Genomic DNA, 25454 nt, shown 5'->3' with positions numbered 1-25454 from the left:
CGTTCAACGACCACAAGCAGTGGCGAGGGATCGCAACCCGCTACGACAAGCTCGCCGCCGTCTACCGAGGAGCCGTTGTCCTACGCGCCATCACCATCTGGCTCGCGACTTAGGAGACACGCCCTAGTCGTACCAGGCCAGAAGGGTGGTAACCGTCTGCTGCCCGCCGGCCGCGGCATTCGCGTCTGATGCTTAGCGGGCGGGTCTCGACAGGGGTGTGCCGAGGGTGAGATCTACGCTTCGCGCCGCCTCCCACACGGGGGCCGGCCGTGCACCGATCGCCCCGTCGGCAGCGACGACCGTCAGCACGTAGCGCCCGTTCGCGGGCCGCGGCATCTCGTAGCGACCGTCGTGGTCGCTGCGGGAAGCCAGGACGGTCTCGCCGGTGTTGCGGGTGAGGACGACGAGCGCGTTGCTGACCGCTTGACCCTCGGCGTCGGTGATCGTCCCTGTGAGAGTGAGTCGGTCGCGGAGCACGATCGGCGGTAGGGGAGCTTCGCTGTCGAGGTGGAGCAGTTGTGAGCGAGGTTGCCAGCCGTCCGCGGCGGTCACCACCAGGTAGTCCGCGCTGGCCGGGATGGCGGCTCTGAACCGGCCCTCGGAGTCGGCTTGTCCCCAGTCGACCTGCTTGCCGTCGGGGGCGAGGATCGTGACGACGGCGCGGGAGATCGGGTGGGAGGACGGCGAGAGCACTTGGCCGCGGACGACCTTCGAAGGTCGACCCGTGGTCGCCGTGCCCCCGCGGTCGGCATCGGCCTCGAAGTCGCGCATGCGCAGCATGGGAATGCCGAGTAGCGCTGCGCCGAGAGCGGTGCCAGCGGAGAGCCACAGCAGCAGGGTGATCCCTTGACTGCTGGGCAGGACCTGCCCGCCGACGGCGACGATCGAGGCGCCCGCGACGGCGGCGACACTCGCGCTGGCGGTAGAGGTGCCGAGGGTACGAAGCAGGACGTTGAGCCCGTTCGCCGCAGCGGTCTCGGTGACGGGGACAGCGCGCATGATCAGCATCGGCAGCGCGCCGAACACCATCGCTGTGCCGATGCTCACGACGACAGCGCCGATGACAACCTGGGCCAGGTCATCGCTGAAGAAGACCCGGCCGACGTAGGCGGCGGACATGACTGCGGCACCGCTGAGCATCGTGACCTGGGGGCCGAACCGACGTGTGAGCAAGGCTGACACCGGTGCCATCAGGCCGAAGGCCGCTGCGTTCGGGGTCATCCAGAGACCGGTGGCAAGGATGTCGAGCCCGAGGCCGTAGCCAGACTTGGTCGGTAGCTGGAGGAACAGCATCGTGAGGAGCATGTTGGCGAACATCGCGAACCCGGAAAGAGCGGACGCGGCGTTGACGAGCAGGACAGCGCGGCGCCCGGCCACCCGTAGATCGACCAGAGGGTTCGGCGTGCGGAGCTCCACTGGCCCCCAGACCGCGAGGAGCACGAGCCCGGCAGCCCCCAAGCCGAGGGTTCTCGGCGATCCCCACCCCCATTGGCCTCCCTTGGAGAGCACCAGCAAGACGGCGGTGAGCGCGACTGAGAGGAGTACGGCGCCGCGCACGTCGAAGGTGCCCCGGGTCCGGACCGGCGACTCGGGAAGGACAGCGAGGGTGACGAGTAGCAGCAGGATGCCGACGACGCCGGTGAGCCAGAAGATGGCGTGCCAGTCCAAGTGCTCGGCGATCAGGCCGGACAAGGGTGGGCCGGCGCCAGCGCCGATAGCGAGGGTGGCGCTCATGAGGGCGACGCCGAGGGGGAGGCGCTCGCGCGGCAGCTCGTCGCGCATGATCGCGATGCCCACGGGGATCAGCGCCATGCCGACGCCCTGCAGCGCACGAGCGCCCAGGAGCAGCGGCAGCGCCGTGCTCAAGGCTCCCACCAAAGAGCCGAGCACCGACACCGCCAACGCGATCACCATCATCCGCCGCTTGCCGTACATGTCGGCCAGCCGCGAGATCGTCGGGGTTGCGATCGCCCCGGTCAACAGGGTGGCCGTCACCAACCAGGAGGCGGTGTCCGCCGTGGTGTCGAGGAGGCGGGGCAAGAGAGGCAGCAGCGGCAGGAGCAGGGTTTGCTGCAGCGCGACCACGATGCCGCACAGCGAGAGGGTCGTGACAACCAGAGCCGAGTTGATCGTGGGAGCCTCGGGTTGCGGCTGCGAGGCGCTCAGCGGTACGGCGGTCGGAGCGACCACCCCATCACCTCCGTTGGCCGAGACTCGGTGAAATCGACCCAGCGCCAGTGCGACCATTCGAACGCGTCGGCCTGTCGCCATGGGCAGCCTCGTAGTCCCGACAAGCACTCGGCGAGCTGGCACTCTCAAGCGAGGCCAGACCTCATGACCTCGTGACCCTCAGGTGCTCACTGTAGGCCATCCGCAGAGATTGCCGAAGATTTGTCCGAATATTTGGACGATTATCTGTTCAGAACCCGCGAACTCCCGTAGGGTCGTGGCAGATCAGAACGACAACGATCTGGTCCGATGGGCGCCCACGTAGTGGTCGTTCTGTTGTGGTGCTCGTGGTGTCGGCGGGCACTTCGGTGTCGTGAGTCGAGCGACCGCGAGCCGTCCGACGTAGGGGCTCTCGAAGTCCCGCCGCCTCACGCGTCGCCGTCCACCTGATCCGAAGGAGACCTCTCATGAATGCCTCTCTCAGCATTGCCGTGGTGGGGGGGACCGGACCTCAGGGTCGCGGTCTCGCGTACCGGTTCGCCCTCGCGGGCCACGATGTCGTGCTGGGGTCGCGCGATGCAGGGCGAGCTTCGGAGAAGGCCGACGAGATCAACGACAAGATCGGCTCGCCGGGTGTCGTCGGTGCCGACAATGCTGCGGCGGTCGACAAGGCGTCCGTGGTCCTGCTCGCCGTGCCGTGGGAGGGTCATGCCAACCTGGTCACCGGCCTGGCCGGTGGGCTGGAAGGCAAGATCGTCATCAGCTGTGTGAACCCGTTGGGATTCGACGCGGGCGGGCCGTACGGGCTGGTCCTGGAGGAGTCGGCGGCGCAGGAGACGCAGCGCCTGGTGCCGACGGCCCGGGTGGTGGGTGCCTTCCACCACGTGGCTGCGCTGTCCTTGTGGAAGACCCCCGACCCGCTGCATCACGAGGACGTGCTGGTGTGCGGGGACGACTCGGAAGCCAAGTCCGTCGTGCAGGACCTGGCGGTGTCCGTCACAGGCAAACGCGGCATCGATGCGGGCGCGCTGCGCCTCGCGCGGCAGCTGGAGCCGCTGACCGCAGTGCTGATCAGCATGAACAAGCGGTACAGGACCCGATCGGGTGTCGCGATCACCGGCGTGGACCAGGGCTGACCTGTGGCCACCGATCCCGGCTGGGCAGCACCACCCGCGACCGTATTCGAGCAGTCAGCGTGAGAGGAACGGCGATGCAGATCGGCATCCCCCGCGAGTCCAAGCCCGGGGAAACCCTGGTCGCCGCGACCGCGAAGACCGTGTCGCAGCTGGTTGGCCTCGGCTACGAGGTGGTCGTGGAGACCGGCGCTGGCGAGGCGGCGGACCAGGCCGACGACGCCTTCAAGGGGGCCGGTGCCCGGATCGGCACCTGTGAGGACGCGTGGGAAGCCGACGTCGTGGTGAAAGTCAACGCTCCCACCGACGACGAGATCGAGCGGCTGCACAAGGGTGCGACCGTGATCGCGATGATGGCGCCCGCGCGCAGCCCGGAGCTCGTCGAGAAGCTGCAGGCGCAGGGCGTCACCGCGCTCGCGATGGACGCGGTGCCGCGGATCTCACGCGCGCAGTCGCTGGACGTGCTGTCCTCGATGGCGAACGTCGCCGGCTACCGCGCGGTGGTGGAGTCCGCCCATGAGTTCGGCCGGATGTTCACCGGCCAGGTGACCGCTGCGGGCAAGATCCCGCCGGCAAGGGTGTTCGTGGTGGGTGCGGGCGTGGCAGGCCTCGCGGCGATCGGCGCGGCGTCTGCGATGGGGGCCATCGTCCGCGCCTTCGACGTCCGTCCCGAGGTGGCCGAGCAGGTCGAGTCGATGGGGGCGGCGTTCGCGCAGGTCGAGTTCGAGGCCGAGGTCAGCGCCGACGGCTACGCCAAGGAGATGACGGCCGAGCAGGAGGCCGCGACGGCAGCGATGTACGACGAGGAGGCCCGTCAGGCCGACATCGTGATCACCACCGCGTTGATCCCGGGCAAGCCGGCGCCGAAGCTGATCCGCGCCGAGACGATCGCCAACATGCGTCCGGGCAGCGTGATTGTCGACATGGCCGCGGCCAACGGTGGCAACTGCGAAGGAACCGTCACTGGCGAGCGGACGGTCACCGACAACGGGGTGACGATCCTCGGCTACACGGACCTCCCCGGTCGGCTGCCGGCGCAGACCTCGCAGCTCTACGGCACCAACGTCGTCAACCTGCTCAGGCTGCTGACCCCGGAGAAGGACGGGCAGCTCACCCTCGACATGGACGACGTGGTGCAGCGCGGCCTGACCGCGGTCAAGGACGGCGAGAGCATGTGGCCGCCGCCGCCGGTGCAGGTGTCCGCGCAACCGCAGGTCGCACAGAAGGCGGCGCCGGAGCCGGAGGCACCGAAACCGCCGCCCGACCCGAGGCGGAAGTACGCCGCCGCCGGGCTAGCCGCGGGCCTGTTCGCGCTGGCCGCCGCCTACTCGCCGTCGGAGTTCCTCAACCACTTCACCGTGTTCGTGCTCGCGGTGTTCGTGGGTTACTACGTGATCTCCAACGTGGCGCACGCGCTGCACACGCCGCTGATGTCGGAGACCAACGCGATCTCCGGGATCATCCTCGTCGGCGGGATCCTCCAGGTCGGCAGCGCCAACGCGGTCACAACCGCGCTGGCCGCGGTCGCCGTACTGATCGCGAGCATCAACATCTTCGGCGGCTTCCTGGTGACACTGCGCATGCTCGAGATGTTCCGGAAGGACTGACGACCAATGAGCGACTTCCTGACCTCCGACCGGCTGCCCGGCCTGATCCAGGCGGCGTACATCATCGCGGCGGTCTGCTTCATCGCCGCCCTCGCCGGGCTCTCGAAGCACGAGACGGCCAAGCGCGGCAACATCGCCGGGATGGTGGGGATGGGCATCGCCCTGCTCGCCACCTTCGTGCTCGCCGCGCGGAACGCCGACCTCGGCTACGGCCGCGGGCTCGGCGTGACGCTGGTGATCATCTTGGTGGCGATGGCCGTCGGCGCGGTCGTCGGCGCGTGGAGGGCGCGCACCGTCGAGATGACCGGCATGCCGGAGCTGATCGCGATGCTGCACAGCTTCGTAGGTCTCGCCGCCATTCTCGTGGGCTTCAACTCCTTCCTCGACCACGGCCCTGGTCACGACGCCCTTGGCACCATCCACGACGTCGAGGTCTACGTGGGCGTCTTCATCGGCGCGGTGACCTTCACCGGCTCGATCGTGGCGAACCTGAAGCTCAGCGCGCGGATGAAGTCCTCGCCGCTGATGCTGCCGGGCCGGCACCTGCTCAACCTCGCGATCATCGTGGTCTCGGTGGCCCTCGGTGTCTGGTTCGTCGGCGATGAGGCGACGTTCGGCGACGGCGAGATCGGCGCCGGCATCGTCCCGCTGCTGGTCATGACCGCCCTCGCCTTGCTGCTCGGCTTCCACCTGGTGGCCGCGATCGGCGGCGGCGACATGCCGGTCGTGGTGTCGATGCTCAACAGCTACTCCGGATGGGCCGCGGCCGCGGCCGGCTTCATGCTCGGCAATGACCTGCTGATCGTCATCGGCGCCCTGGTCGGCTCCTCGGGTGCGATCCTGAGCTACATCATGTGCAAGGCGATGAACCGCTCCTTCATCTCGGTCATCGCCGGCGGCTTCGGCCAGGGCGCGACCGCGGTTGACGACACCGACTACGGCGAGCACCGCGAGATCACCGCCGACGAGTGCGCCGAGCTCCTCGCCGACGCGCGATCGGTGATCATCACGCCGGGCTACGGCATGGCGGTGGCGCAGGCTCAGTACCCGGTCGCCGAGCTCACTGCCCAGCTGCGCGCCAGGGGTGTCGACGTGCGGTTCGGGATCCACCCGGTCGCCGGCCGGCTGCCCGGCCACATGAACGTGCTGCTGGCCGAGGCCAAGGTGCCCTACGACATCGTGCTCGAGATGGACGAGATCAACGAGGACTTCCCCGAGATCGACATCGTCCTCGTCATCGGCGCCAATGACACCGTCAACCCCGCCGCTGCTGAGGACCCCACCAGCCCGATCGCCGGCATGCCGGTGCTTGAGGTCTGGCGCGCCCACGAGGTCGTGGTATTCAAGCGGTCCATGGCCACCGGCTACGCCGGCGTCCAGAACCCCCTGTTCTTCCGCGACAACACCCGGATGCTCTTCGGCGACGCCAAGGCCAAGGTCGACGAGATCATCCACCATCTCCCCGCCGGCCGGGGGCATGACGATCACATGAGGCAGCCTCAGGTCTCCAGGTAGCTCGCCAGCTCCCTCAGGAGCAGGTCGTCGGCCGCGGCGCCGCAGAGCGCGGGAGCGACGATCGCCTCCATTCCACGACACCCGAGGACCTCCGCTGCCCCGACCGCGACGGCGGTGGCGATCGCGGTGTCGGTGCCCAGGGGCAGGTGCGGACCGTGTTGCTCGCAGACTTCGAGCGTGCTGTGAACCGACACGTCCGCAGTCCGCAAATGGTCCGCAAGAGGTCCAGCCGCGACCGGCTCTCGCCAACAACCACCGGCCAGCCGGCGAGTGTGTTTGCGCAGGTCAGGCCGCTTCTTCCGGCGGTGACCATCGATGGCCATCAACTGCCCGTCCTCCGCGGCAACGTTCCCCTGGTACTGCCTGGGAAGGTCCGAACGGCAAACTGGATGACTGACACCAGGATCTACAGGGGTACAGCGCCCCCTGCGTCGCGCGACCTCGATTCGGGGGCCGCGTCCCGTCTGTGTCCCGTCTCAGTTCCGTTGACGACCAACGACGCCCAGCGCTTGCAACGGCGCTACACCCCATCTGACCTGCGGTTTCGTCGGATCTCAACGCCAGTCGACGACCGCCGTCAGGCCACGGAACGCCCTGTCACGGCGGAGGCCGCGGGTTCGAGTCCCGTCGGGGTCGCAGGAGACAGGACAAGCCCGGATCATCGATCCGGGCTTGTCCTCGTTTTGCGGACGTCGGTCAGGCGTTGGTCGGTACGCCGCGCTGCTGCTCGTCCGTCAGCCGTGCCTCCTCGACGGCCTGGTGCTCGAGCGCGAGGCGCACCCGGTTCCACTCCTCCGGCGAGGACGCGAGCGACTTGGTGCCGCCCTGGATCCGTTCGATCGCGCGCCGGGCGTAGACCTGCTGCTCGGTGACGGCCCGCTCCGCCCGCCCGCGGCCGAGGAAGCTGACAGCCCAGTGCCCGAGCGCCGTGAGCCGGTTCTTGAAGCCGGTCAGGTAGACGAGGTGCAGGGCGAGCCACATCAGCCAGGCCAGGAATCCCGACACCCGGAGCTTCTTGACGAGCACCACGGCGCTGAACCGGGAGATGGTGGCCATCGAGCCCTTGTCGAAGTACTTGAAGGGCTTGAGCGGGTCCTTGCCGTCGATCCGGCGGGTGATCGTCTTCGCGGAGTACTTGGCGCCCTGGATCGCGACCTGGGCGACACCGGGCAGGTTGTCGAGCGCCATCATGTCGCCGATCACGAAGATCTCCGGGTAGCCCGGCAGCGTCAGGTCCGGGTTGACGCTGATCCGCCCGGCCCGGTCCAGCGGTGCGCCGGTCTGGTCGGAGAGGGTCTGGGTGAGCGCATTCGCCTGGACGCCGGCTGCCCAGACCTTGCAGGCGCTCTCGACCCGCTGCGTCGTACCGTCCTTGAACGCGAGAGTCACGCCGCGCTCATCCAGCTCGGTGACCATCGCCCCCAGCACGACCTCGACGCCGTGCTTCTCCAGCGACTTCTTGGCCACCTCGCCGAGCTTGGACCCGAAGGGCGGCAGCACCTGCGGTGCGGCGTCGACGAGCAGCACCCGGGCCTCGCGGGTGTTGATGGCGCGGAAGTCGTGCCGCAGCACCCGCTGGGCGAGCTCGGCGATCTGGCCGGCCATCTCGACACCGGTGGGACCCGCGCCCACCACGACGAACGTCAGCTGCCGGGTGATCTCGTCCTCGGTCTCGGCGACCTCGGCGAGCTCGAACGTCCCGAAGATCCGGCCGCGCAGCTCCAGCGCGTCGTCGATGCTCTTCATCCCGGGGGCGAACTCGGCGAACTGGTCGTTGCCGAAGTAGGACTGGCCGGCCCCGGCCGCGACCACCAGGGAGTCGTACTTGGTGATGGTCATCCGGCCGCTGATGTGGGAGGTGACGGTCTGCGCGTTGACGTCGATCGCGTCGACGGTGCCCAGGATGACCCGGACGTTCTTCTGGCGCGCGAGGACCTCCCGCGTGGGTGGCGCGATCTCGCCCTGCGACAGGATCCCCGTGGCCACCTGGTAGAGCAGCGGCTGGAAGAGGTGGTGCGTCGTCTTCGAGATGAGGGTGACGTCGACATCGGCGCGTCTGAGCGCCTTCGCGGTGAATAGACCGCCGAATCCCGATCCGATGACGACGACGTGGTGCCTGGCCATGTGAGTCCTTCCGCCGGTGCCTCGATGGCAGTCTGCCGAATTCTCACCGCCCGCGGGGCGTGGCTCGGAGTCTGGCGCGTCACCTGCCAGGATCGGGGGCGAGGAGGCGTGCTGAATGCCCGTGGAGATGAGCCCGGAGGACTTCGAGGCGCTGGTCGAGAACGCGCTGGACGCGATTCCCGACGAGATCGCCGTGCTGGTGCGCAACGTGGTCGTCCTGGTCGAGGAGGAACCGCCCGAGGACGAGCCCGACGACCTGCTCGGCCTCTACGACGGGGTGGCGCTCACCGAGCGCGACCAGTCGTTCCTCCCCGAGCTGCCCGACCGGATCTTCCTCTTCCGGGGCCCGCTGCTCGACATGTGCGAGGACGAGGCCGAGCTCGTCGAGGAGATCCGGATCACCGTGGTGCACGAGATCGCCCACCACTTCGGGATCGACGACGACCGCCTGCACGATCTCGGCTACGCCTAGGCCGCCAGCCAGAAGCCGAGCGCGGCGGCGGCCAGGCCCAGGACGAGCGTGAGGGCGGCGTACGCCGTACCGGCGCGGGCGCCGAGGTCCCGTGTCTGGACGGCGAAGGAGGAGTACGTCGACAGCCCGCCGCAGAAGCCGGTGGCGACCAGGGCGAACGCCGCCCCGTCGACGGACCAGCCGACGCACAGCCCGAGCAGCAGGGAGGCGCCGGTGTTGGCCGCCAGGGTGCCGGTGTGGAACCGCCCGTCGAAGAGCTTGCCGAGCGTGAACCGCAGGGGTACGCCGAACGCCGCGCCGAGCGCCACCCAGAGGACCGTCACAGCTCGTCCTCCTCGGGCAGCGGCGGCGCGTAGCGCCCGACGACCGTGACGACGAGCAGGCAGACAGCCAGCGTCCCCAGCAGGTAGCAGCCTGCGAGCGCGGTGTCCCCGGCGGCGAGCAGCGACCTGCCCTGCTCGCTCGTCGCCGAGAACGTGGTGAAGCCGCCGAGGACGCCCGGGCCGAGCGCGGCCGCCCAGGTGGCGGACCGCCGGGCGATCGGGAGCAGCTCGAGACCGGCGAGGAGCGCGCAGCCGACGACGTTGATCGCGAAGGTGGTCCACGGGAAGCCAGGGCCGTCGGGCGCGAGCTCGCCCGCCCCGTGCCGGAGTACGGCGCCCACCACCCCGCCGGCCGCCACCGCGAACAGGAGTCGCGGCGCAGGGATCACGAACGGATCGTAGGACGCGGGTCCGTGCTGCCGGACCACGGCTGCGGTGCGGCGCCCGCGGCCTGGCGGCGGAACTCGCTGAGGAACCAGATCTGGAAGGACCGCTGCTCGGGGGTGCGCGGCGCGGTGAGCAGCCGCTCGGCGCGGCTGAAGTCGTCGGCGGCGTCGAGCAGGTCGATCAGCTCACCGATCTGGCGGGCCACCAGCGGGGGCATCCGCAGCCGCAGGTCGATCGTCTCCTCGCCGGCCTCGAGCGCGTCGTCCACCTGCTCCCGGCCCATCCCGGACCGCAGCGGCATCTCGAGCGCGTTGAAGTGCTCGGACAGGACCTTCGCCAGCGGGTAGTCGTCCTCGTGCGCGAGCGCGAGGAGCCGGATCTCGCGCCGGAGGTCGCGGTAGTGCCGCTGGAAGCGCGAGAACGCGTGCACCGGCACCCCCTTGATCTGGATCGCGACCTCGCCCATCCGGGTGCGCGCCTCACCGGTGTCCGGCGGCGCCATCAGCTGGAAGTCCGGGCCCGCGTCGTCGGTGAAACCGGCAGCGGGCTCGAACCACACCGTCTTGCCGTCGTCCTCGATGACCGCGCCCCAGGCCGCGGACGCTCGGGCGACGATGTCGAGGCCGCGCCCGAAGCCGCTGAGCTCGGTGACGTCGAAGTCGTCGGCCGCCCCGGAGTCGAACGCGTCGAGGTCGAACGCGTCGAGGTCGATGCCGCCGGCACGCGAGCCGGGCTGCGGCGGCACGACGGACGCGTCGGACACCTCGATCCGGGGGTGCTCGGGGGTGCCCCGCAGCTGGAGCCGGACCGGAGGGTCGGCGTGGAGGAGGGCGTTGGTCACCAGCTCGGAGACGCCGAGCTCCGCGCACTCGGCGAGGTCGTCACGTGCGATGGCCTCACAGGTCCGTACGGCCCACCGGCGCGCCTCTTGCACGCTCCGTGGACCGGAGGTCAGGGTCAGGACCTGCCGGTGCGGCAAAGGGAACCCCTTCCATGTGCCTTGCGATGGGGTGGGTCGGTGGGCCTGCCGAGCCAGGAATCCAGGGTCAAGTACCCCGGTCTTGCGAGGTCAAACATTCAATTTCGACCCAGATTCTGGCACGCCGGCCTGTGATCGAGCAGACAGGCGCGGGGTGGGGTCGGGCTTTTGGGAGCGACCGGTCCGTCACGGGAGAATGGGACCCATGACAGAGGGGACAGCGACCGACACGTCGACGCCGGAGCGGGCGCTGGTCCCGCGCTCGGACCGGCACCAGGTGGTCGTGATCGGGTCCGGCTTCGGGGGCCTGTTCGGCACCAAGGCCCTCAAGAACGCCGACGTCGACGTGACCATGATCGCGAGGACGACCCACCACCTGTTCCAGCCACTGCTGTACCAGGTCGCGACGGGCATCCTCTCCGAGGGCGAGATCGCGCCCCCGACCCGCGAGGTGCTGGCCCGGCAGAAGAACGCCCAGGTGCTGCTCGGCGAGGTCACGGCGATCGATCTCGCGAGCAGGACCGTCACCTCGCAGGTGCTCGGACGCGAGCTGACGACGCCGTACGACTCGCTCATCGTCGCTGCCGGTGCCGGCCAGTCCTACTTCGGCAACGACCACTTCGCGGAGTTCGCTCCCGGCATGAAGAGCATCGACGACGCGCTGGAGCTGCGCGGCCGGATCTTCGGCGCGTTCGAGATGGCCGAGCTCGGCGCCGCCCGCGGCGAGAACGTCGACCACCTGCTGACCTTCGTGGTCGTCGGCGCGGGCCCGACCGGTGTCGAGATGGCCGGCCAGATCGCCGAGCTCGCGCACCGGACCCTGACCCGCGACTTCCGCGCGATCAAGACCCACCAGGCCCGGGTGATCCTGGTCGACGCCGCCCCGCAGGTGCTGCCGCCGTTCGGGGCCAAGCTCGGCGCCTGGACCAAGAAGAAGCTCGAGGACCTCGGGGTCGAGGTGATGCTTGGAGCGCTCGTCTCGGCCGTGGACGAGCGGGGTCTCGTCGTGAAGTACAAGGACGGCAGCGAGGAGCGCATCGCCGCGGTCACCAAGGTGTGGGCCGCCGGCGTCCAGGCGAGCGCGCTCGGCCGCACCCTCTCGGACCAGACCGGTGCACCGCTCGACCGCTCGGGCCGGATCGCGGTCAACCCGGACCTGACCCTGCCCGGCTATCCCGAGGTGTTCGTCGTCGGCGACATGATCGCGCTCGACAACCTCCCCGGCGTCGCCCAGGTCGCGATCCAGGGCGCCAAGTACGCCGCCAAGGAGATCGACGGCCGGCTCAACGGCAAGGCTCCTCAGCGGCCGTTCAAGTACTTCGACAAGGGCTCGATGGCCATCGTCAGCCGCTTCCGCGCGGTCGCCCTCGTGGGCAAGCTGCGGTTGACCGGCTTCCTCGCCTGGCTGATGTGGCTGGCGGTGCACCTCTTCTACATCACCGGCTTCAAGAACCGGCTGACCGCCGTCCTGCACTGGCTGATCTCGTTCCTCGGCCGCGGGCGCTCCGAGCGGACGTCGACCGAGCAGCAGATCTTCGCGCGCGTCGCGCTGCAGCGCCTCGGCCGCGGCGCGGCCGACCTGGTCTCGCAGCCGGGGGAGTACGACGCCGAGGCCGAGCGCCGTCGCCGCGAGGAGCTCGAGCGCCAGGCGCTCGAGGAGGTCCGGCTCACCGACGAGCAGGCTCGCGGCGTCCGGGTCTGACCGGGTCTGACCGGGTCTGACCGGCTCGAGGACTACTCGAGCTCGAACCCGGACTCGGTCGCCTCGGCGGCCGCGCGGAACCGGTCGAGGTTGCGGGCCCACTTCGGCAGGATGAAGACGCCCTCGGCCTCCGCCGTCACCTCGCCGTCGGCCGTCAGCATCCGCCCCTTGCCCCACGTCTTGATGCCGTCGCGCCGGTCTACCCAGGCCTCGCAGCGCAGGTCGCCCAGCGGCGTGCCCTGGCGGTAGACGATGGTCAGCGTGCCGGTCATGCCGGGCCGGCCACTGGTGCTGACCGCGTGGCCGAGCACCTGGTCGAGGATCAGTGCGATCACCCCGCCGTGGGTGAGGCCCGGAGGGCCCTCGTACGCCGCGCCGAGCCTGAAGTCGCTCCACGCCCGGCCGTCGCCGTCGCTCTTGACCTCCAGCGGGGGAGCGATCGGGTTGCGCAGGCCCATCACGGCATTGCCCCAGTTGCGGGCGCGGCTGCCGTCGGCGCGGAACCGCACGCCGTACGCCCCGTCGATCTGCTTCTTCCGAAGTCGCTCGACGATCGCCTCGACCGCGGCCTGGGCAGCGCGGATCTCGTCCTCGTCGACCTCGGTGCGGATGGTGACGTCGACCAGCTCGCGGACCGCGTTGGTGAACGGCGCGTAGAGGGCCGCCTCCCGCGCGATCTCGTCGTCGGTGGCGGTCTCTGCCTGGAACCGGCTCATGCGATCACAGTAGAACAAGTTCTCGCGTAGAAAACGTGATGCGACGAGCGTCACTCGTTGGTCGAATAGGACCATGGCCGCGCTCGTGCTGCCCGACCTCCGGTGGTTCCCCAGCTGGGCCGCGACCGTGACGGACTTCGGCGACGGCGTTATGCACGGGTCCGGCTCCTGGAACCTCGACCACCCGATCGAGCCGACCGAGGCCTCGTGCCGGGAGCTCGTCGACGTGCTGGCCGAGCGGGTCGCGGGCGACCCGGAGATCGGCCGGGTCGCGTCGACGTACTTCTGGATCACGGCGGGTGACGGTGGTCCGGGCGACGAGGTCATCGGCTTCCTCAACCTCCGGCACGACCTCAACGACTGGCTGCTCGAGGAGGGTGGCCACATCGGCTACTCCGTGCGGCCCGCGCGCCGCCGGCAGGGCCACGCGACGCGCGCGCTGGCTCTCGGCGTACGACGAGCGGGCGAGCTCGGCATCGAACGCGTGCTTGTCACGTGCGACACCGACAACGCGGCGTCGGCGCGCACGATCGAGGCGGGCGGCGGCGTCTTCGAGGACGTCCGCAAGGACAAGCGGCGCTACTGGATCACGGTGCCGGTTGCGGCCGCAGGTCCGGGCGGAGCCGGTGCAGCACGGCGGTGAACTCCTCGGGGTCGACGATGCTGCGATCGAGCACGAGGAGCGGCTGGTCGTGCCGTTCGATCAGCACCCGCCAGCTGCGTTGTCCCGGCCGGCCCTCGACCAGCACCGGCGTGTAGGGGCTGGCCAGGTCGATGACCTCGAACCTGCCGTTGCGGATCATCTCCAGCTGGCCGCGGATCACGGCGAGTTCCGTCACGCTGGTGCTGGCGCGGACGCCGAACACCACGAGGGTCAGCAGCGCCAGGAGCGCGACCAGGCCGTAATTGACCGTCGTGCGCTCCTGGGAGAGCCGGTAGCCGGCCGCGACCGTCAGCAGGGCGACGACGATCAGCACTGCCGTGATCGCGTACAGGTAGCCGGACCGCGGCTTGAAGACGGCGTTCGTCGAGCCGGACGCGGTCAGCTCGCCCTCGCGCTCCGGCGTCGAGGCGTACGGCGAGCGCGTGCCCGGCGTCGTCCCGGTCCGCGGCGGGGGCGTGGGGAACCCCTTGTCGGCCGGCGCGGTCGCCCCGTCCGCAGCCGGGTCGACCGGCTCCTTGACGGCGGGCTGGTAGGGGGTCGGCCACTTCGCGGCGACCGGCGGCTCGGGCGCCACGAGCGCGTCGAGCACGTCCTGCCCGGCATCGCGCGTGTTGGGCACGCTCAGGCGCCGTGGATCGACCGTCCCTGGCGGGTCGACCCGGTGCTTGCCACCCCGGACGGGGTCGCCGACCTCGTCGGCGTACGTCGCGCGCTTCTCCAGCCACTTCCGGATGGCGTCGGTGTCCGCGCCGAAATCCATCTCGTCAAGCTCCCCCATGACGAGGCCTCCCTTCCTCCCGGCGTGAATGTACGCCTGTTCGGGCGGCCGCGTGACCGGTTCGCGCCGGTCCGGCGGTAGATTGAGACTGACTCTCAATCGGAGGTGGGAGATGTCCGAGTCCTCGACGCTGCGACCGACGCGTCAGCGGCGCGCGATCACCGAGGCGCTGGCGGGCGCGTCCGACTTCCAGAGCGCCCAGGACATCCACGACTCACTGCGGCAGGCGGGCGAGAAGGTCGGCCTGGCCACCGTCTACCGCACGCTGCAGGCGATGGCCGACGCAGGCGAGGTCGACGTGCTCCAGGGGAGCGGCGGGGAGTCGGCCTACCGCCGTTGCAGCACCCACCACCATCATCACCTGGTCTGCCGGTCGTGTGGCCGGACGGTCGAGGTGACCGGCCCGGCGGTCGAGTCCTGGGCCGAGGCGGTCGCCCGCGACCACGACTTCGCCGAGGTCAGCCACAGCCTCGAGCTGTTCGGCATCTGCGCGGACTGCCGTCAGCAGTAGCGGTGCACGCCGCCCGGCGTGAGGGCGAGATCGCGACGCACGACCGGCCACCGGTCGCCGTACGCCGCGCAGGTGCGGCGGAACGCGCGCCGGCGGTACTCGATGGCCAGCACCTGGTCGCCGTACGACGCCGCGTAGCGCCGGCACTCGCGCCACTGGCCGCACTCCTCCGCGACGGCGAAGTCGAACCCGATCGTCGTCCCGTCCCACTCCGCGAGGTTCTTCTGCCCGACGGGCAGCCCCGCGGCGTGACCGCGGCGGACGAGCAGCCGGGCGTAGGCGAGCGCCTGACGGCGCTTGATCAGCCGGTGGCTGCGGGTGAACGAGTCGAGGTTGTCGAACTCGACGGCGTCGAACCCGTCCGCCGCGCACCGCTCCGTCCACCGCCCGACGATGCGGGCGAGCGCCCGGCGCTTGGCGCGGGTGCGGGTGTCGAGGAGCCACTCGCCCCACACCTCGTCCACCACGGCTCGGCCGTCGTCCTTGAGCACGAGCCGCCAGTGGTGGCGCCGCCAGAACCTCCGGTCGTCGGGCTGCGTCTGGAAGCCGTTGACGTAGCAGACGTTGTACCGGCCGCCGAGCGGCTCGGCCTTCCGGTCGCGTACGACGATCCCGACCCGGTCCGGCAGGCGGTCCCGCGTGCCGCCGAGCTGGTAGTCGACGTCGGAGCTCGGGTCGAACAGCGGACCTGGCACGGCGACGGCCGGGCCGGTGACCGTCATCGCAGTCAGGAGGGCCGCGGCGATCGCCAGGAACCTACGCATCTCGGAAGCGTAGGTCGGTCGGTAGGCCGCGTGGGACTCGAACCCACAACCTAAGGATTAAAAGTCCTCAGCTCTGCCAATTGAGCTAGCGGCCCGTGGTCGCGCGGGCGCACCCCGTGACCGGAGTGAAGTATCGCAGGCCGGGTCAGTCACCGAGCAGCGACTTCATCTGCTCGACCTGGTCCTGCTGGGTGGTCACGACCGCCCGGGCGAGGTCGAGGGCGGGGGAGAAGCGGCCCGCGTCGCTCTCCTCCTCGGCGATCTCGATCGCGCCCTCGTGGTGGGCGACCATGAGCTCGAGCCAGCGCTGCTCGAACTCCGGCCCGTCCAGCTCCTCGAGCGCCTCGAGCTCGGCGTGGTCCGGCATCCCGGGGAGGTCGTCGCCGGGGACCTCCACGACCTCGCCCCGTTCATCGGCGTGCGCGTTCGCGTGGTCCCGGATGGTCTCGGGAGCCGGCTGGTCCCAGTCGGTCAGCCACGTGGTCAGGGACTGGATCTCCGGCCCCTGGGCCGCCAGGATCTCGTCGGCGATCGCGGTGAGCCCGGGCGACACGTTCCTTCCCCGGGTCAGGTCGACCAGGGTCAGCGACAGGGCGTGGTGCTGGACCAGATCCGAGGCGAACGACGCGTCGGCGTCGTTGTAGACGTCGCCGTTGGCGGCCGTGTGGACGGCCGGCTTCGGATCCGGCTCGCTGTCGTCGGAGCAGCCGGTGAGCGCGACCAGGAGGAGTACGGCGGTCGCGACTGGGGCAAGGGTGGTGCGTGCGGACATCCAACGGAGTCTAGGCGTGGGCCGGCGCGCGGTTTCCCGCCGCGTCATGCCGGTGTAGCGCAACCTTCACGCTGTTCCTCGAGATGCCTGCATCCTCAGGGGTTCCAGCGCGGGACAGGCTTGATAGTGTCACTCGTGCAGCGGATGCAAGTTCCTCAAAGGTTTGACGCCTGCGGAGTCTGTGGCCGACGGCATATCTGGTTTGTGGTGCACCAATCACGGGTCGGAGCGACGTGTCATCGCATCTGCTGCGGGTCGCCGAAGTGGCGGCTCTCGCCCCGACAATAGGAGTAACGAGCACAATGGCTCAGGGCACCGTGAAGTGGTTCAGCGCAGAGAAGGGCTTCGGTTTCATCGAGCAGGAGGGCGGCGGCGACGACGTCTTCGTTCACTACTCGGCGATCCAGACCTCCGGCTACAAGTCCCTCGAGGACAACCAGAAGGTCGAGTTCGACGTCACCCAGGGCCCGAAGGGTCCCCAGGCGGAGAACGTTCGCGCTCTCTGATTCGCAACAACTGTCCCGGGGCCTGTGGGCCCCGGGCATCTCGGGAGACATCAGTCTTCGGGCGAGGCCCTGCCGGCAATCGGCAGGGCCTCGTCAAATTTTTCTGGAACTTCAGGTTTCGAGCGTGTTGAGTTGGGCAGTATGAACCGGATGGCACCGGTGTGCCCCGGACACGAAGGAGTGGGGGACGACCAGTCGTCCACACTCGGGAGGCGGAAGTAGTCGTGGCGGACCCGTTCGACGTGGCGCTCGAGGACTCCGACCTGCTCAGGGAGGTCGAGCTGACCACCAACCTGATCATCGCCGCCACCGCCTCGGACGGCCCGCTTCCGGCCGAGGAGATCGACCGGATCCTCGGCGTCGTCCCCGACGACGACGTGGCCTGAGCGGCCGATCAGCAGGTCGCGAAGAGGACCGGCCCGGTCGCCATGTCGGACATGACGTAGTTACCGGGGACCGGCTCGAGCTCCATCGTCACGACCTTCCCCTCCGCGGTCACCTCGCCGAGGTCGAACCGGTCGGGGAACGAGCCGCCCTGGCCGGGGGCCGGACCGGACGCGAGAACCGCACGGGTGTCGGCGTTGGTCCGCGCCTGATCCTCGGACTCGAACGCCATGGCGACGCGGACGTCGCCACCCGGCACGGTCGCGATGGCGTACGCGTGGAGCGGGCTGATCGCGCCGGCGGCGTCGATCAGCTCGGCAGCGCGGACCCGGTCGGAGTCGGCGGCCTCGGTCATGGCCAGCGCGGTGCACACGTAGTCGCCGTCGTAGACCGCCGTCGACAGGGCACCCTCCATCTCGTTCGTGACGCCGGCGACGCTGTCGTCGAGGTCGACGCCCCGTTGGTCGTCGCGCCAGGACTCGACGGACTTGCTCTGGTCGCTGGCCACCAGCACCCGGCGATCCCGGTCGAGTGTGATGAAGGCGAGCTCCTGGGTCACCGTGCCGAGCTGCCCCAGCAGGTCGTGGCCGCCGAGCCAGACGCCGTCGTCGTCGCTGGGCCGCTGGTAGCCGACCTCCTCGATCGTGTCCTCGAGCTGGTCGAGGTCCAGCGACTCCGGCAGGCCGAGGATGAGAACGGCGCCCTCCGTGCTCTGCGCGAAGAGCTCCCAGTCGACGGTGGCGGGGGAGAAGCCGTACTGCTCCTGGAGGACCTGCGCCGACGCGACCAGGGCGGAGGTCGAGGTGAGGTCCGCCGAGAATCCCTCGTCGAGGAACGCCTGGACGTCCGCGGCCTGCGAGCTTGCCGAGAGATCGGCGTCGAGCTCGTCGCGGACACCTGACCAGTCCGTCCACCCGATCCGGGCGCTCGCCTCGGGTGCCAGCCCCAACGCCGTCGCCAACCGCCCGGGCTCCTCGTCGTCGCCGCGCGAGGTGAGCACCCAGGCAAGGGCACCGGCCGCGACCAGCAGGAGCACCACGCCGACAGCGATCAGGCGGCGGCGCGGTTTCAACATGGAAGCGGTGTCTCCTCTCGGGGCCGGTCAGGTGTGACACTAACGCCGTGACCAGGAGCTTGCTCGCGTCGCCCCCGGACATCCGCGCGGCCGGGGTGGTGACGTTCCGGCCGGGCCGGGAGGTGCTGCTCGTGCACCGCCCCAAGTACGACGACTGGTCGTTCCCGAAGGGCAAGCTCGAGCGCTGGGAGCACCCGACCGCGGCAGCGGTCCGTGAGGTCGCCGAGGAGACCGGCCTGCACGTGCGGCTCGGGCCACCGCTGACGCCGCAGCGCTATCCGACGGGTCGCCGGATGAAGGCGGTCGACTACTGGACCGGGCGAGTGGTCGGCGACGACGACGTGAGCCTCTACCGGCCCAACCACGAGATCGACCAGGTCGCCTGGGTCCGCATCGACAAGGCCGAGGGGATGCTCACCTACGCCTACGACCGGCAGACCCTCGCCGAGGCACTGAAGGTACGCCGCCGCACCCACGCGATCGTCGTACTCCGGCACGGACGAGCGCGGTCGCGGAAGACCTGGCGGGAGGACGACCGGCTGCGGCCCCTCCTCAAGACGGGCGCCGTGGAGGCGGACCGTCTCGTACCCCTGCTTGCGGCGTACGACGTGACGCGGGTGATCTCCTCGCCCAGCGTCCGGTGCCTGCAGACGGTTGTGCCGTACTCCGAGACGACCGGCTGGGAGGTCGAGACCCGGCGCCGGCTCAGCGAGGAGCTGGCCACCGCCAAGGGCATCCAGAAGATCGTCGACGACCTGCTCGAGGGCGGCCAGGGTGGCGTGATCTGCACACACCGACCCGTGCTGCCGGTGGTGTACGACGCCCTCGGCCTGCGCAAGGGGCAGCGGGGCGAGGAGCTCGAGACCGCCGAGATGCTGGTGGTGCACGTGCGCAAGGGCGCCGTCGTCGCGGTGGAGCGCCACGGGGTCTGAGCGTGTGACGTGGGTCGCGGGCGCCCCACGATGCTTTCTCCCCTGTTCACCGTGCGTTCAGACGCGTCCGAAGCTTGCGTTACCCGGCGTCCCTAGCGTCGCTGACGTCCGACAACACACGGGGGTGCAGGAACTTGGGTGCCCCCTCATGTCCCGAGAGGCAACACTCTTGAACCCCAACAACTTCCGACGCGGCGCGATGGCAACGCTCACCGCCCTGGCGCTCGCCGGCAGCCTCGCAGCGTGCGGCTCCGACGCGGACGCCGACGGCGAGGCCGCCGAGGCGTCGATCACCTGTCTGACCGTCGAGCAGCTCCACGACCTGTGGGCTCCGGGTTCCGAGATCACCAACTGGAACCAGCTCGACGACTCGTTCCCGGACCAGGAGATCAAGCTGTTCGGCCCCGGCACCGACTCGGGCACCTATGACTACATGGCCGAGACCGTCGCCGACCCCGAGGCCGAGGAGCCCGCGACCCGGGACGACTACGAGGCCTCCGAGGACGACAACGTCCTGGTCGAGGGCGTCGCGAACACCGAAGGTGCCACCGGCTACTTCGGCTACACCTACTACGAGCAGAACAAGAGCCGCCTCGCGGCCCTCGAGATCGACAACGGCGACGGCTGCGTCGCCCCGTCGGCCGAGACCGCGCAGGACGGTTCCTACGCCCCGCTGTCGCGCCCGCTGTTCATCTACGTGAACAAGGCGTCGTACACCGACAACAAGGCCGTCCAGGAGTACGTCGACTTCTACATCGAGAACCTGGCGGCGATCGCCGAGGCCGCTCAGTACATCCCGCTGAGCGAAGAGCTCTACGGCGAGACCCAGTCGGCGCTCGAGGGCCTCGGCGGCTCGGGTGCTACCGGTGCGTCCGGTGACGTCAAGGTCGACGGCTCGTCGACGGTCTACCCGATGAGCGTCGCCGCTCAGGAGCTCCTCAACCAGGAGAACTCGGACGTCAAGGTCACGGTCGGCGAGGCCGGCACCGGTGGCGGGTTCGAGCTGTTCTGCGCCGGCGACACCGACATCTCCGACGCCTCGCGTCCGATCGAGGAGGACGAGATCGCGGCGTGCGAGGACAAGGGCGTCGAGTTCGTCGAGCTCCAGGTCGCGACCGACGCGCTCACTGTCGTCGTCAACCCGAACCTCTGAGGTCTGACGAGTTCATCTCATGAGTGAGGCAACCACACCCGCAGGCCCGTCCCATGGGACGGGCCTGCGGGCTGCCATCGACCTGAGCCACAAGGTGCGCCCAGGCGAGGCGGCCATCAAGGCAGTGCTGCTCACGTCGGCGATCGTCTCTGTCGCGATCACGGTCGGCATCATCGTCACGCTGATCCAGCCGATCATCGACTTCTTCGGCGAGGTCCCTGTCGGCGACTTCTTCGCCACCGAGGGCACCTACGCCGTCCTGCCGCTGGTCATGGGCACCCTTCTCGTGACGGTCATCGCGCTCCTGCTCGCGGTGCCGCTCGGGCTGGGCGCCGCCATGTACCTGTCCGAGTACGCCTCGGCGCGGGCACGAAGGTGGCTCAAGCCGACGGTCGAGCTGCTCGCCGGCGTCCCGTCGGTCGTCTACGGCTTCTTCGCCCTCCAGTTCGTCACCCCGACGCTGCTCCAGGACATCATCGGGCTCGAGGTGAACTTCACGAACTCGCTCGCGGCGGGTCTCGTGCTGGGGGTGATGGTGCTGCCGACCATCGCGTCGTTGGCGGAGGATGCGCTCAGCGCCGTGCCGATGTCGATGCGTCAGGGTTCGCTCGCGATGGGCGCCAACCGGATGCAGACGACGCTGCGGGTGGTCTTTCCGGCCGCGCTGTCCGGCATCGCCGCCGCGGTCGTGCTCGGGATGTCCCGGGCCGTCGGCGAGACGATGATCGTCGCGCTCGCCGCGGGGGCTCAGAAGAAGTTCGACGCCGACGTCCTCACCGGGCACCAGGCGATGACGGGCTACATCGCACAGACCTTCGGCGGTGAGAACCCGGTCGGTTCCACGCCGTACAACATGGCGTTCGCGGTCGCCGGGACCCTCTTCGTCATGACCCTGATCCTCAACATCCTCAGCATGATCGTCGTCCGTCGATTCAGGCAGGCCTACTGATGAGCGCAGCATCCGCAGTCGCGGCCCAGGTCGTCACCAGCACGCTGGCGAGCGGCAGGAGCAAGGACCGCGACCTTCGGTCGATCCTCTTCCTCGGGGCTCTCTGGCTCTCGCTGTTCTTCGGGGTGATCGTGCTGGTCGCGCTCATCGTCGACACCGCGATCAAGGGATCCGGTCGGTTCGACAAGGAGCTGGTCACGAACTACGCCTCGATCATCTTCCCGGAGACGACCGGCTTCAAGGCCGGGATCTTCGGCTCGATCTGGCTGATGGTGTGCACGGCGATCCTGGCGATCCCGCTCGGCGTCATGGCGGCGACGTACCTCGAGGAGTTCGCCGACACCAACCGGTGGTGGAACCGGGTGATCGAGATCAACCTGCAGAACCTGGCCGCAGTGCCTTCGATCGTCTACGGGCTGCTCGCGGTCGCCGTCGTGGCGATCGTCGGGTTCGACGAGAAGGGCGTGCTGATCGGTGGTGCCGTTGCGCTGGCGCTCCTGATCCTTCCGGTCATCATCATCACGACCCGCGAGGCGATCCGCGCCGTACCCCAGGACATCCGCCAGGCGTCGTACGGCCTCGGGGCCACGACCTGGCAGACGACGTGGCGCCAGGTGCTGCCGTCGGCAGTGCCCGGCATCGCGACCGGCACGATTCTCGGCCTGTCCAGGGCGATCGGTGAGGCGGCGCCGCTGATCATCGTCGGCCTCGGCGTCAGTGTGCTGTCCGTGCCCGAGCCCGGTATCGCCGGCCTGTCGGACAGCGCGACCTCGCTGCCGAACCAGATCTACAACCTGGCGAACCAGTCTCGCCCGGAGCTTGCAACCGCCGCCTCGGCGGCGATCATCCTGCTGCTCGTGATGATCCTCGGCATGAACGCCATCGCCATCCTGATCCGCAACAAGTTCACGCGATCCTGGTAAGGGAGCACCCTGACAATGTCCACTCAACCCGCGACGGCCACGACGAGCCCCGACGAGCCGCTCGGCATCTCGCTCTCGATCGACGAAGAGGCCAAGCACAGCGTCATCGGCGAGGTTCCAGCCGAGGCGGTCATGGACACGTACCACCTCAACGTGTTCTACGGGGACTTCCATGCCGTTCACGACGTGAACCTCCAGTTCGGCAAGAACGAGATCACGGCAATGATCGGCCCGTCGGGCTGTGGCAAGTCGACCGTGCTCCGCTGCCTCAACCGCATGAACGACCTGATCCCCGGCGCCCGGGTCGAGGGTGCGATCAACTACCACGGGCAGAACATCTACGCGAAGGGCATCGACCCGATCGCGGTCCGCCAGCACATCGGCATGGTGTTCCAGAAGCCCAACCCGTTCCCCAAGTCGATCTACGACAACATCGCCTACGGCCCGCGGGTCATCGGGATGAAGGTCGACAGCATGGACGACCTGGTGGAAGGTGCCCTGCGCGATGCGGCCCTGTGGGACGAGGTCAAGGACAAGCTGAAGCAGTCCGCGTTCGGCCTCTCCGGCGGACAGCAGCAGCGTCTCTGCATCGCCCGCACCATCGCGACCAAGCCCGACGTGATCCTGATGGACGAGCCCTGCTCGGCGCTCGACCCGATCGCGACGTCGAAGGTCGAGGACCTGATGATGCAGCTGCGCAAGGACTACACGATCATCGTCGTGACCCACAACATGCAGCAGGCGGCGCGGGTGTCGGACCGGACGGCGTTCTTCACCGCGAAGCCGGACGAGACCACGGGCAACCGCACCGGCCTGCTCGTGGAGTTCGACCTGACCAAGCGGCTGTTCTCCAACCCTGAGGACAAGCGCACCGAGGACTACATCTCGGGTCGCTTCGGCTGACCGGGGATGGGCGCACGTTCCGGGCGTCGCCAATCCTCTCGCACCGCACTCGACGGGGTCCCGCCGGTCTCGTCGCGGGAGGCGACTGTCCGCACCTACTTGCACCGGTGGGCTGAGACGGCGGGTGCACAACTGCTGGTCGTCGATCCGGGCCGGGACGAGGCCGGCCTCGCCGACGGCATGGCCGGCCGCGGGATCCACGTCACCTGGGTGTCGTCCACGGTCGACGGGCTGGTCGAGTTCGGCAGGCTCGATCCCCATGCCGTGGTCGTGTCGCCGCAGGCACCGGGGGTGCCCGCGGCCGAGTTCGTCACTGCGATCCGCAGGCACGGTTCGCCGTACGTCGTCGCGGCTCTGGAGCGCAAGTACGCCGCGGAGGTCGGTGTGCTCATGCTGGCCGGTGCGAGCGCCGTGGTCGAACGGCCCTACTCCGCGGCCCACCTGTGGGAGCTGCTCAGCCACTCGCCGCGGTCGCTCGAGGAGCACGCCCGGCTGGTGGTAGGGCCGATCGAGCTCGACGCGGCGGCGTACCGGGTGCTCATCGACGGCCAGCGGATCGCCGATCTGCCGCTCAAGGAGTTCGAGCTCCTCCGCGCCCTCATGCTGCGAGCGCCCGGGGTCGTCACCGACAACGAGCTCCGCGAGGCGCTCTGGGGCTCCGAGGGTGTCCGCCCCAGCGGCAACACCATCGCCATGCACGTGACCCGGCTGCGCCACCGCCTCGGCGACGCCGCCGACGTACGACGGATCCGCGGCCGCGGCTACTCGCTCTCGGTGTAGTCAGCCCAGTTCGCGCTGACGGGCCCAAAGCGGGGTAGTCCCTGACGTTTCGGTTGTCGATCCGGCCTTCCAGCGACGGAAACGTCAGGGACTATGCGGCGTTGCGAGCCTGTGGACAACCCCGATCGCGGGTTCCGTCATGGATCGGGCCGATGCACGCTGGCACGGTGGATCGGTCGACACCGCGCGAGGGCTTGGTGTTTGCCCGTGCGCGTCGACCCCCTCGGGGTGTCTGGCCCGACGCCGGGGCAGGCACGCGGACCGAACTGGCGTCGGACCAGTCAAGGGTTCTACGTCCCGGCGGACGTCGACGGCGAGAACGTCGACCAGCGGATCCTGGAGGCGTCGGTCGTCGTACCTCCCCAGGGAGCGATCACAGGCTGGGCGGCGCTGCGGTGGCAGCGCGGCCGATGGTTCGACGGCACGACCGCGTCCGGCGACAAGCTGCCGGTCCCGATCATGATCAGCACCCACGACATCCGCCCGCAAGCGGGCATCAAGCCGTGTGGTGAAGGGACGCGCCCCGAGAACATCATCGTCGTCGACGGCGTCCGGGTGACGAACCCGGTGTGGTCGACCTCGTTTGCGATGCGCTACGCCGAAACACCCCGTCGTGCTGCGCTCGCCCTGGAGATGGCGGCCTACAACGATCTGGCTTCGGTCGCCGAGCTAGCGGCGATGCTGGGAGAGCAGTCGGGGTGGACCGGCGTACCGAACGCTCGCCTAGGACTGAAGCTCGCCGGCGAGAATGCCTGGTCTCCGGCCGAGGTCTTCCTCAAGCAGGTGTGGGAGCTGGAAGGCGGCTTCCCTCGTCCGCTCCAGAACGTTCCGATTTTCGACCTGAGCGGCCGCCACATCGGGACCCCGGATCTGTTTGACCCTGCGGCGGGCGTGATGGGGGAGTACGACGGGCCCGACCACCTGCGCGCCGACCAGCGGGTCACCGACGTACGACGTGCCGCTGACTTCGCCGACCACCACCTCGAGTGCGTCACGATGCTCGCGGGCGACACCACCGGCCACTTCCTCGCTCGTCTCGATGCGGCGTACCGACGGGCCGGTCGTCGTCGTACTCGCCGGACCTGGACGATCGAACCCCCTGACTGGTGGATCTCGACGCGAACCGTGGAGCAGAGGAGGGCGCTCACCCCAGACCAGCGAGATCGGCTTCTCCGCTACCGGATTGCCTGATCGGTGAAACGCTGACCCGCCAAGAAGGGGATAGTCCCTGAC

Annotated in this window: 27 protein-coding genes and 2 tRNA genes; 17 read left to right on the top strand and 12 right to left on the bottom strand. The window is 69.4% G+C overall.

The features are described 5' to 3' along the window. Positions 1 to 192 precede the first annotated feature (192 nt). Positions 193 to 2190: an MFS transporter gene (locus tag D0Z08_RS29440; RefSeq protein ID WP_182481574.1), complete on the bottom strand. Its 1998-nt coding sequence runs from the start codon at positions 2188 to 2190 to the stop codon at positions 193 to 195. Between the two features lie 446 nt (positions 2191 to 2636). Between D0Z08_RS29440 and npdG the strand changes: the two genes are divergently transcribed. From npdG to pntB, 3 genes are all read left to right on the top strand, one after another. Next, positions 2637 to 3305, top strand: a complete 669-nt coding sequence (gene npdG / locus D0Z08_RS29435; protein WP_118928854.1) for an NADPH-dependent F420 reductase — start codon at positions 2637 to 2639, stop codon at positions 3303 to 3305. A 74-nt stretch (positions 3306 to 3379) separates the two neighbouring features. After that, positions 3380 to 4909, top strand: a complete 1530-nt coding sequence (locus D0Z08_RS29430) for a Re/Si-specific NAD(P)(+) transhydrogenase subunit alpha (protein WP_118928853.1) — start codon at positions 3380 to 3382, stop codon at positions 4907 to 4909. A 6-nt stretch (positions 4910 to 4915) separates the two neighbouring features. Then, complete coding sequence (gene pntB, locus D0Z08_RS29425) at positions 4916 to 6424, top strand: Re/Si-specific NAD(P)(+) transhydrogenase subunit beta (RefSeq protein ID WP_118928852.1); 1509 nt, start codon at positions 4916 to 4918, stop codon at positions 6422 to 6424. On the opposite strand, the gene D0Z08_RS33240 is transcribed toward pntB, so the two are convergent. After that, a complete protein-coding gene (locus tag D0Z08_RS33240; protein ID WP_245994635.1) occupies positions 6409 to 6618 on the bottom strand; it encodes a creatininase family protein in 210 nt (69 codons plus the stop codon). The genes pntB and D0Z08_RS33240 overlap by 16 nt on opposite strands. 372 nt (positions 6619 to 6990) lie before the next feature. Between D0Z08_RS33240 and D0Z08_RS32455 the strand changes: the two genes are divergently transcribed. Further along, a tRNA-Asp gene (locus D0Z08_RS32455) sits at positions 6991 to 7060 on the top strand. A 60-nt stretch (positions 7061 to 7120) separates the two neighbouring features. Here D0Z08_RS32455 and D0Z08_RS29415 read toward each other — a convergent pair. Continuing rightward, positions 7121 to 8548, bottom strand: a complete 1428-nt coding sequence (locus tag D0Z08_RS29415) for an NAD(P)/FAD-dependent oxidoreductase (protein WP_118928851.1) — start codon at positions 8546 to 8548, stop codon at positions 7121 to 7123. A gap of 115 nt (positions 8549 to 8663) precedes the next feature. On the opposite strand from D0Z08_RS29415, the gene D0Z08_RS29410 reads away from it, so the two are divergent. Continuing rightward, on the top strand, positions 8664 to 9020 hold the full coding sequence (locus D0Z08_RS29410; protein WP_118928850.1) for a metallopeptidase family protein: 357 nt from the start codon (positions 8664 to 8666) through the stop codon (positions 9018 to 9020). Here the strand turns inward: D0Z08_RS29410 and D0Z08_RS29405 are convergent. The 3 genes from D0Z08_RS29405 to D0Z08_RS29395 are packed head-to-tail and all read right to left on the bottom strand — an operon-like array spanning position 9017 to position 10709. After that, positions 9017 to 9343, bottom strand: coding sequence for a CrcB family protein (locus tag D0Z08_RS29405; protein ID WP_118928849.1), 327 nt, complete (start codon positions 9341 to 9343; stop codon positions 9017 to 9019). The genes D0Z08_RS29410 and D0Z08_RS29405 overlap by 4 nt on opposite strands. Beyond that, positions 9340 to 9732, bottom strand: coding sequence for a fluoride efflux transporter FluC (locus D0Z08_RS29400; protein WP_220454440.1), 393 nt, complete (start codon positions 9730 to 9732; stop codon positions 9340 to 9342). Before D0Z08_RS29400 ends, D0Z08_RS29405 begins: the two co-directional genes overlap by 4 nt. After that, complete coding sequence (locus D0Z08_RS29395; protein WP_118928847.1) at positions 9729 to 10709, bottom strand: ATP-binding protein; 981 nt, start codon at positions 10707 to 10709, stop codon at positions 9729 to 9731. Before D0Z08_RS29395 ends, D0Z08_RS29400 begins: the two co-directional genes overlap by 4 nt. Before the next feature lie 205 nt (positions 10710 to 10914). On the opposite strand from D0Z08_RS29395, the gene D0Z08_RS29390 reads away from it, so the two are divergent. Continuing rightward, positions 10915 to 12411, top strand: coding sequence for an NAD(P)/FAD-dependent oxidoreductase (locus D0Z08_RS29390; protein ID WP_118928846.1), 1497 nt, complete (start codon positions 10915 to 10917; stop codon positions 12409 to 12411). Between the two features lie 32 nt (positions 12412 to 12443). Here D0Z08_RS29390 and D0Z08_RS29385 read toward each other — a convergent pair whose 3' ends face one another. Continuing rightward, on the bottom strand, positions 12444 to 13127 hold the full coding sequence (locus D0Z08_RS29385; protein ID WP_118928845.1) for a PaaI family thioesterase: 684 nt from the start codon (positions 13125 to 13127) through the stop codon (positions 12444 to 12446). A gap of 73 nt (positions 13128 to 13200) precedes the next feature. Between D0Z08_RS29385 and D0Z08_RS29380 the strand changes: the two genes are divergently transcribed. Beyond that, positions 13201 to 13770 carry a GNAT family N-acetyltransferase gene (locus D0Z08_RS29380; protein WP_118928844.1) on the top strand — a complete coding sequence of 190 codons (570 nt, stop codon included), beginning with the start codon at positions 13201 to 13203 and terminating at the stop codon, positions 13768 to 13770. Here D0Z08_RS29380 and D0Z08_RS29375 read toward each other — a convergent pair. After that, complete coding sequence (locus tag D0Z08_RS29375; RefSeq protein ID WP_118928843.1) at positions 13715 to 14569, bottom strand: hypothetical protein; 855 nt, start codon at positions 14567 to 14569, stop codon at positions 13715 to 13717. The two genes, D0Z08_RS29380 and D0Z08_RS29375, sit on opposite strands and share 56 nt — an antisense overlap. Positions 14570 to 14681: 112 nt before the next feature. Here D0Z08_RS29375 and D0Z08_RS29370 point away from each other — a divergent pair, with 112 nt between their 5' ends. Next, the gene (locus D0Z08_RS29370) at positions 14682 to 15080 is read left to right on the top strand and encodes a Fur family transcriptional regulator (RefSeq protein ID WP_118928842.1); all 399 of its coding nucleotides are present in this window, start codon (positions 14682 to 14684) and stop codon (positions 15078 to 15080) included. Here D0Z08_RS29370 and D0Z08_RS29365 read toward each other — a convergent pair. From D0Z08_RS29365 to D0Z08_RS29355, 3 genes are all read right to left on the bottom strand, one after another. Next, entirely contained in the window at positions 15071 to 15844 is a 774-nt protein-coding gene (locus D0Z08_RS29365) for an endo alpha-1,4 polygalactosaminidase (protein ID WP_118928841.1), read from the bottom strand. The genes D0Z08_RS29370 and D0Z08_RS29365 overlap by 10 nt on opposite strands. 22 nt (positions 15845 to 15866) lie before the next feature. Beyond that, positions 15867 to 15939 (bottom strand) — tRNA-Lys (locus D0Z08_RS29360). Between the two features lie 50 nt (positions 15940 to 15989). After that, entirely contained in the window at positions 15990 to 16616 is a 627-nt protein-coding gene (locus tag D0Z08_RS29355) for a DUF305 domain-containing protein (protein WP_182481573.1), read from the bottom strand. A 302-nt stretch (positions 16617 to 16918) separates the two neighbouring features. Between D0Z08_RS29355 and D0Z08_RS29350 the strand changes: the two genes are divergently transcribed. Both D0Z08_RS29350 and D0Z08_RS32450 read left to right on the top strand, forming a co-directional pair. Beyond that, complete coding sequence (locus D0Z08_RS29350; protein WP_118928839.1) at positions 16919 to 17122, top strand: cold-shock protein; 204 nt, start codon at positions 16919 to 16921, stop codon at positions 17120 to 17122. A gap of 224 nt (positions 17123 to 17346) precedes the next feature. Beyond that, positions 17347 to 17508, top strand: coding sequence for a hypothetical protein (locus D0Z08_RS32450; protein ID WP_182481572.1), 162 nt, complete (start codon positions 17347 to 17349; stop codon positions 17506 to 17508). A gap of 8 nt (positions 17509 to 17516) precedes the next feature. On the opposite strand, the gene D0Z08_RS29345 is transcribed toward D0Z08_RS32450, so the two are convergent. Continuing rightward, entirely contained in the window at positions 17517 to 18581 is a 1065-nt protein-coding gene (locus D0Z08_RS29345) for a hypothetical protein (protein ID WP_118928838.1), read from the bottom strand. Between the two features lie 47 nt (positions 18582 to 18628). Here D0Z08_RS29345 and D0Z08_RS29340 point away from each other — a divergent pair, with 47 nt between their 5' ends. From D0Z08_RS29340 to D0Z08_RS29310, 7 genes are all read left to right on the top strand, one after another. Beyond that, positions 18629 to 19513 carry an NUDIX hydrolase gene (locus D0Z08_RS29340; RefSeq protein ID WP_245994634.1) on the top strand — a complete coding sequence of 295 codons (885 nt, stop codon included), beginning with the start codon at positions 18629 to 18631 and terminating at the stop codon, positions 19511 to 19513. A gap of 199 nt (positions 19514 to 19712) precedes the next feature. Continuing rightward, the gene (locus tag D0Z08_RS29335; RefSeq protein ID WP_245994632.1) at positions 19713 to 20666 is read left to right on the top strand and encodes a substrate-binding domain-containing protein; all 954 of its coding nucleotides are present in this window, start codon (positions 19713 to 19715) and stop codon (positions 20664 to 20666) included. Between the two features lie 19 nt (positions 20667 to 20685). Further along, positions 20686 to 21615: a phosphate ABC transporter permease subunit PstC gene (gene pstC / locus D0Z08_RS29330; protein ID WP_118928836.1), complete on the top strand. Its 930-nt coding sequence runs from the start codon at positions 20686 to 20688 to the stop codon at positions 21613 to 21615. Continuing rightward, on the top strand, positions 21615 to 22538 hold the full coding sequence (pstA, locus tag D0Z08_RS29325; RefSeq protein ID WP_118928835.1) for a phosphate ABC transporter permease PstA: 924 nt from the start codon (positions 21615 to 21617) through the stop codon (positions 22536 to 22538). The genes pstC and pstA overlap by 1 nt, the downstream gene beginning before the upstream one ends. Positions 22539 to 22670: 132 nt before the next feature. After that, positions 22671 to 23441, top strand: a complete 771-nt coding sequence (pstB, locus tag D0Z08_RS29320) for a phosphate ABC transporter ATP-binding protein PstB (protein ID WP_220454442.1) — start codon at positions 22671 to 22673, stop codon at positions 23439 to 23441. A 6-nt stretch (positions 23442 to 23447) separates the two neighbouring features. Next, on the top strand, positions 23448 to 24221 hold the full coding sequence (locus D0Z08_RS29315; protein WP_118928833.1) for a winged helix-turn-helix transcriptional regulator: 774 nt from the start codon (positions 23448 to 23450) through the stop codon (positions 24219 to 24221). Between the two features lie 207 nt (positions 24222 to 24428). Further along, a complete protein-coding gene (locus D0Z08_RS29310) occupies positions 24429 to 25412 on the top strand; it encodes a hypothetical protein (protein WP_118928832.1) in 984 nt (327 codons plus the stop codon). The last annotated feature ends 42 nt before the right edge of the window (positions 25413 to 25454 follow it).

Origin of the sequence: Nocardioides immobilis, assembly GCF_003515065.1 — a bacterium.
In the GTDB taxonomy this organism is placed as follows: Bacteria; Actinomycetota; Actinomycetes; order Propionibacteriales; family Nocardioidaceae; genus Nocardioides; species Nocardioides immobilis.
Note: the sequence above shows the minus strand (reverse complement) of the source record. Positions and strands in the feature narration are given on the sequence as shown.

What these genes read in the sequence shown, in the direction of transcription:
- npdG (WP_118928854.1), top strand. Translation starts at nt 2,637, where the DNA reads ATGAATGCCTCTCTCAGCATTGCCGTGGTGGGGGGGACCGGACCTCAG.
- D0Z08_RS29430 (WP_118928853.1), top strand. Translation starts at nt 3,380, where the DNA reads ATGCAGATCGGCATCCCCCGCGAGTCCAAGCCCGGGGAAACCCTGGTC.
- pntB (WP_118928852.1), top strand. Translation starts at nt 4,916, where the DNA reads ATGAGCGACTTCCTGACCTCCGACCGGCTGCCCGGCCTGATCCAGGCG.
- D0Z08_RS29415 (WP_118928851.1), bottom strand. Translation starts at nt 8,548, where the DNA reads ATGGCCAGGCACCACGTCGTCGTCATCGGATCGGGATTCGGCGGTCTA.
- D0Z08_RS29410 (WP_118928850.1), top strand. Translation starts at nt 8,664, where the DNA reads ATGCCCGTGGAGATGAGCCCGGAGGACTTCGAGGCGCTGGTCGAGAAC.
- D0Z08_RS29390 (WP_118928846.1), top strand. Translation starts at nt 10,915, where the DNA reads ATGACAGAGGGGACAGCGACCGACACGTCGACGCCGGAGCGGGCGCTG.
- D0Z08_RS29385 (WP_118928845.1), bottom strand. Translation starts at nt 13,127, where the DNA reads ATGAGCCGGTTCCAGGCAGAGACCGCCACCGACGACGAGATCGCGCGG.
- D0Z08_RS29380 (WP_118928844.1), top strand. Translation starts at nt 13,201, where the DNA reads ATGGCCGCGCTCGTGCTGCCCGACCTCCGGTGGTTCCCCAGCTGGGCC.
- D0Z08_RS29375 (WP_118928843.1), bottom strand. Translation starts at nt 14,569, where the DNA reads ATGGGGGAGCTTGACGAGATGGATTTCGGCGCGGACACCGACGCCATC.
- D0Z08_RS29370 (WP_118928842.1), top strand. Translation starts at nt 14,682, where the DNA reads ATGTCCGAGTCCTCGACGCTGCGACCGACGCGTCAGCGGCGCGCGATC.
- D0Z08_RS29365 (WP_118928841.1), bottom strand. Translation starts at nt 15,844, where the DNA reads ATGCGTAGGTTCCTGGCGATCGCCGCGGCCCTCCTGACTGCGATGACG.
- D0Z08_RS29355 (WP_182481573.1), bottom strand. Translation starts at nt 16,616, where the DNA reads ATGTCCGCACGCACCACCCTTGCCCCAGTCGCGACCGCCGTACTCCTC.
- D0Z08_RS29350 (WP_118928839.1), top strand. Translation starts at nt 16,919, where the DNA reads ATGGCTCAGGGCACCGTGAAGTGGTTCAGCGCAGAGAAGGGCTTCGGT.
- D0Z08_RS29345 (WP_118928838.1), bottom strand. Translation starts at nt 18,581, where the DNA reads ATGTTGAAACCGCGCCGCCGCCTGATCGCTGTCGGCGTGGTGCTCCTG.
- D0Z08_RS29335 (WP_245994632.1), top strand. Translation starts at nt 19,713, where the DNA reads ATGGCAACGCTCACCGCCCTGGCGCTCGCCGGCAGCCTCGCAGCGTGC.
- pstC (WP_118928836.1), top strand. Translation starts at nt 20,686, where the DNA reads ATGAGTGAGGCAACCACACCCGCAGGCCCGTCCCATGGGACGGGCCTG.
- pstA (WP_118928835.1), top strand. Translation starts at nt 21,615, where the DNA reads ATGAGCGCAGCATCCGCAGTCGCGGCCCAGGTCGTCACCAGCACGCTG.
- pstB (WP_220454442.1), top strand. Translation starts at nt 22,671, where the DNA reads ATGGACACGTACCACCTCAACGTGTTCTACGGGGACTTCCATGCCGTT.
- D0Z08_RS29315 (WP_118928833.1), top strand. Translation starts at nt 23,448, where the DNA reads ATGGGCGCACGTTCCGGGCGTCGCCAATCCTCTCGCACCGCACTCGAC.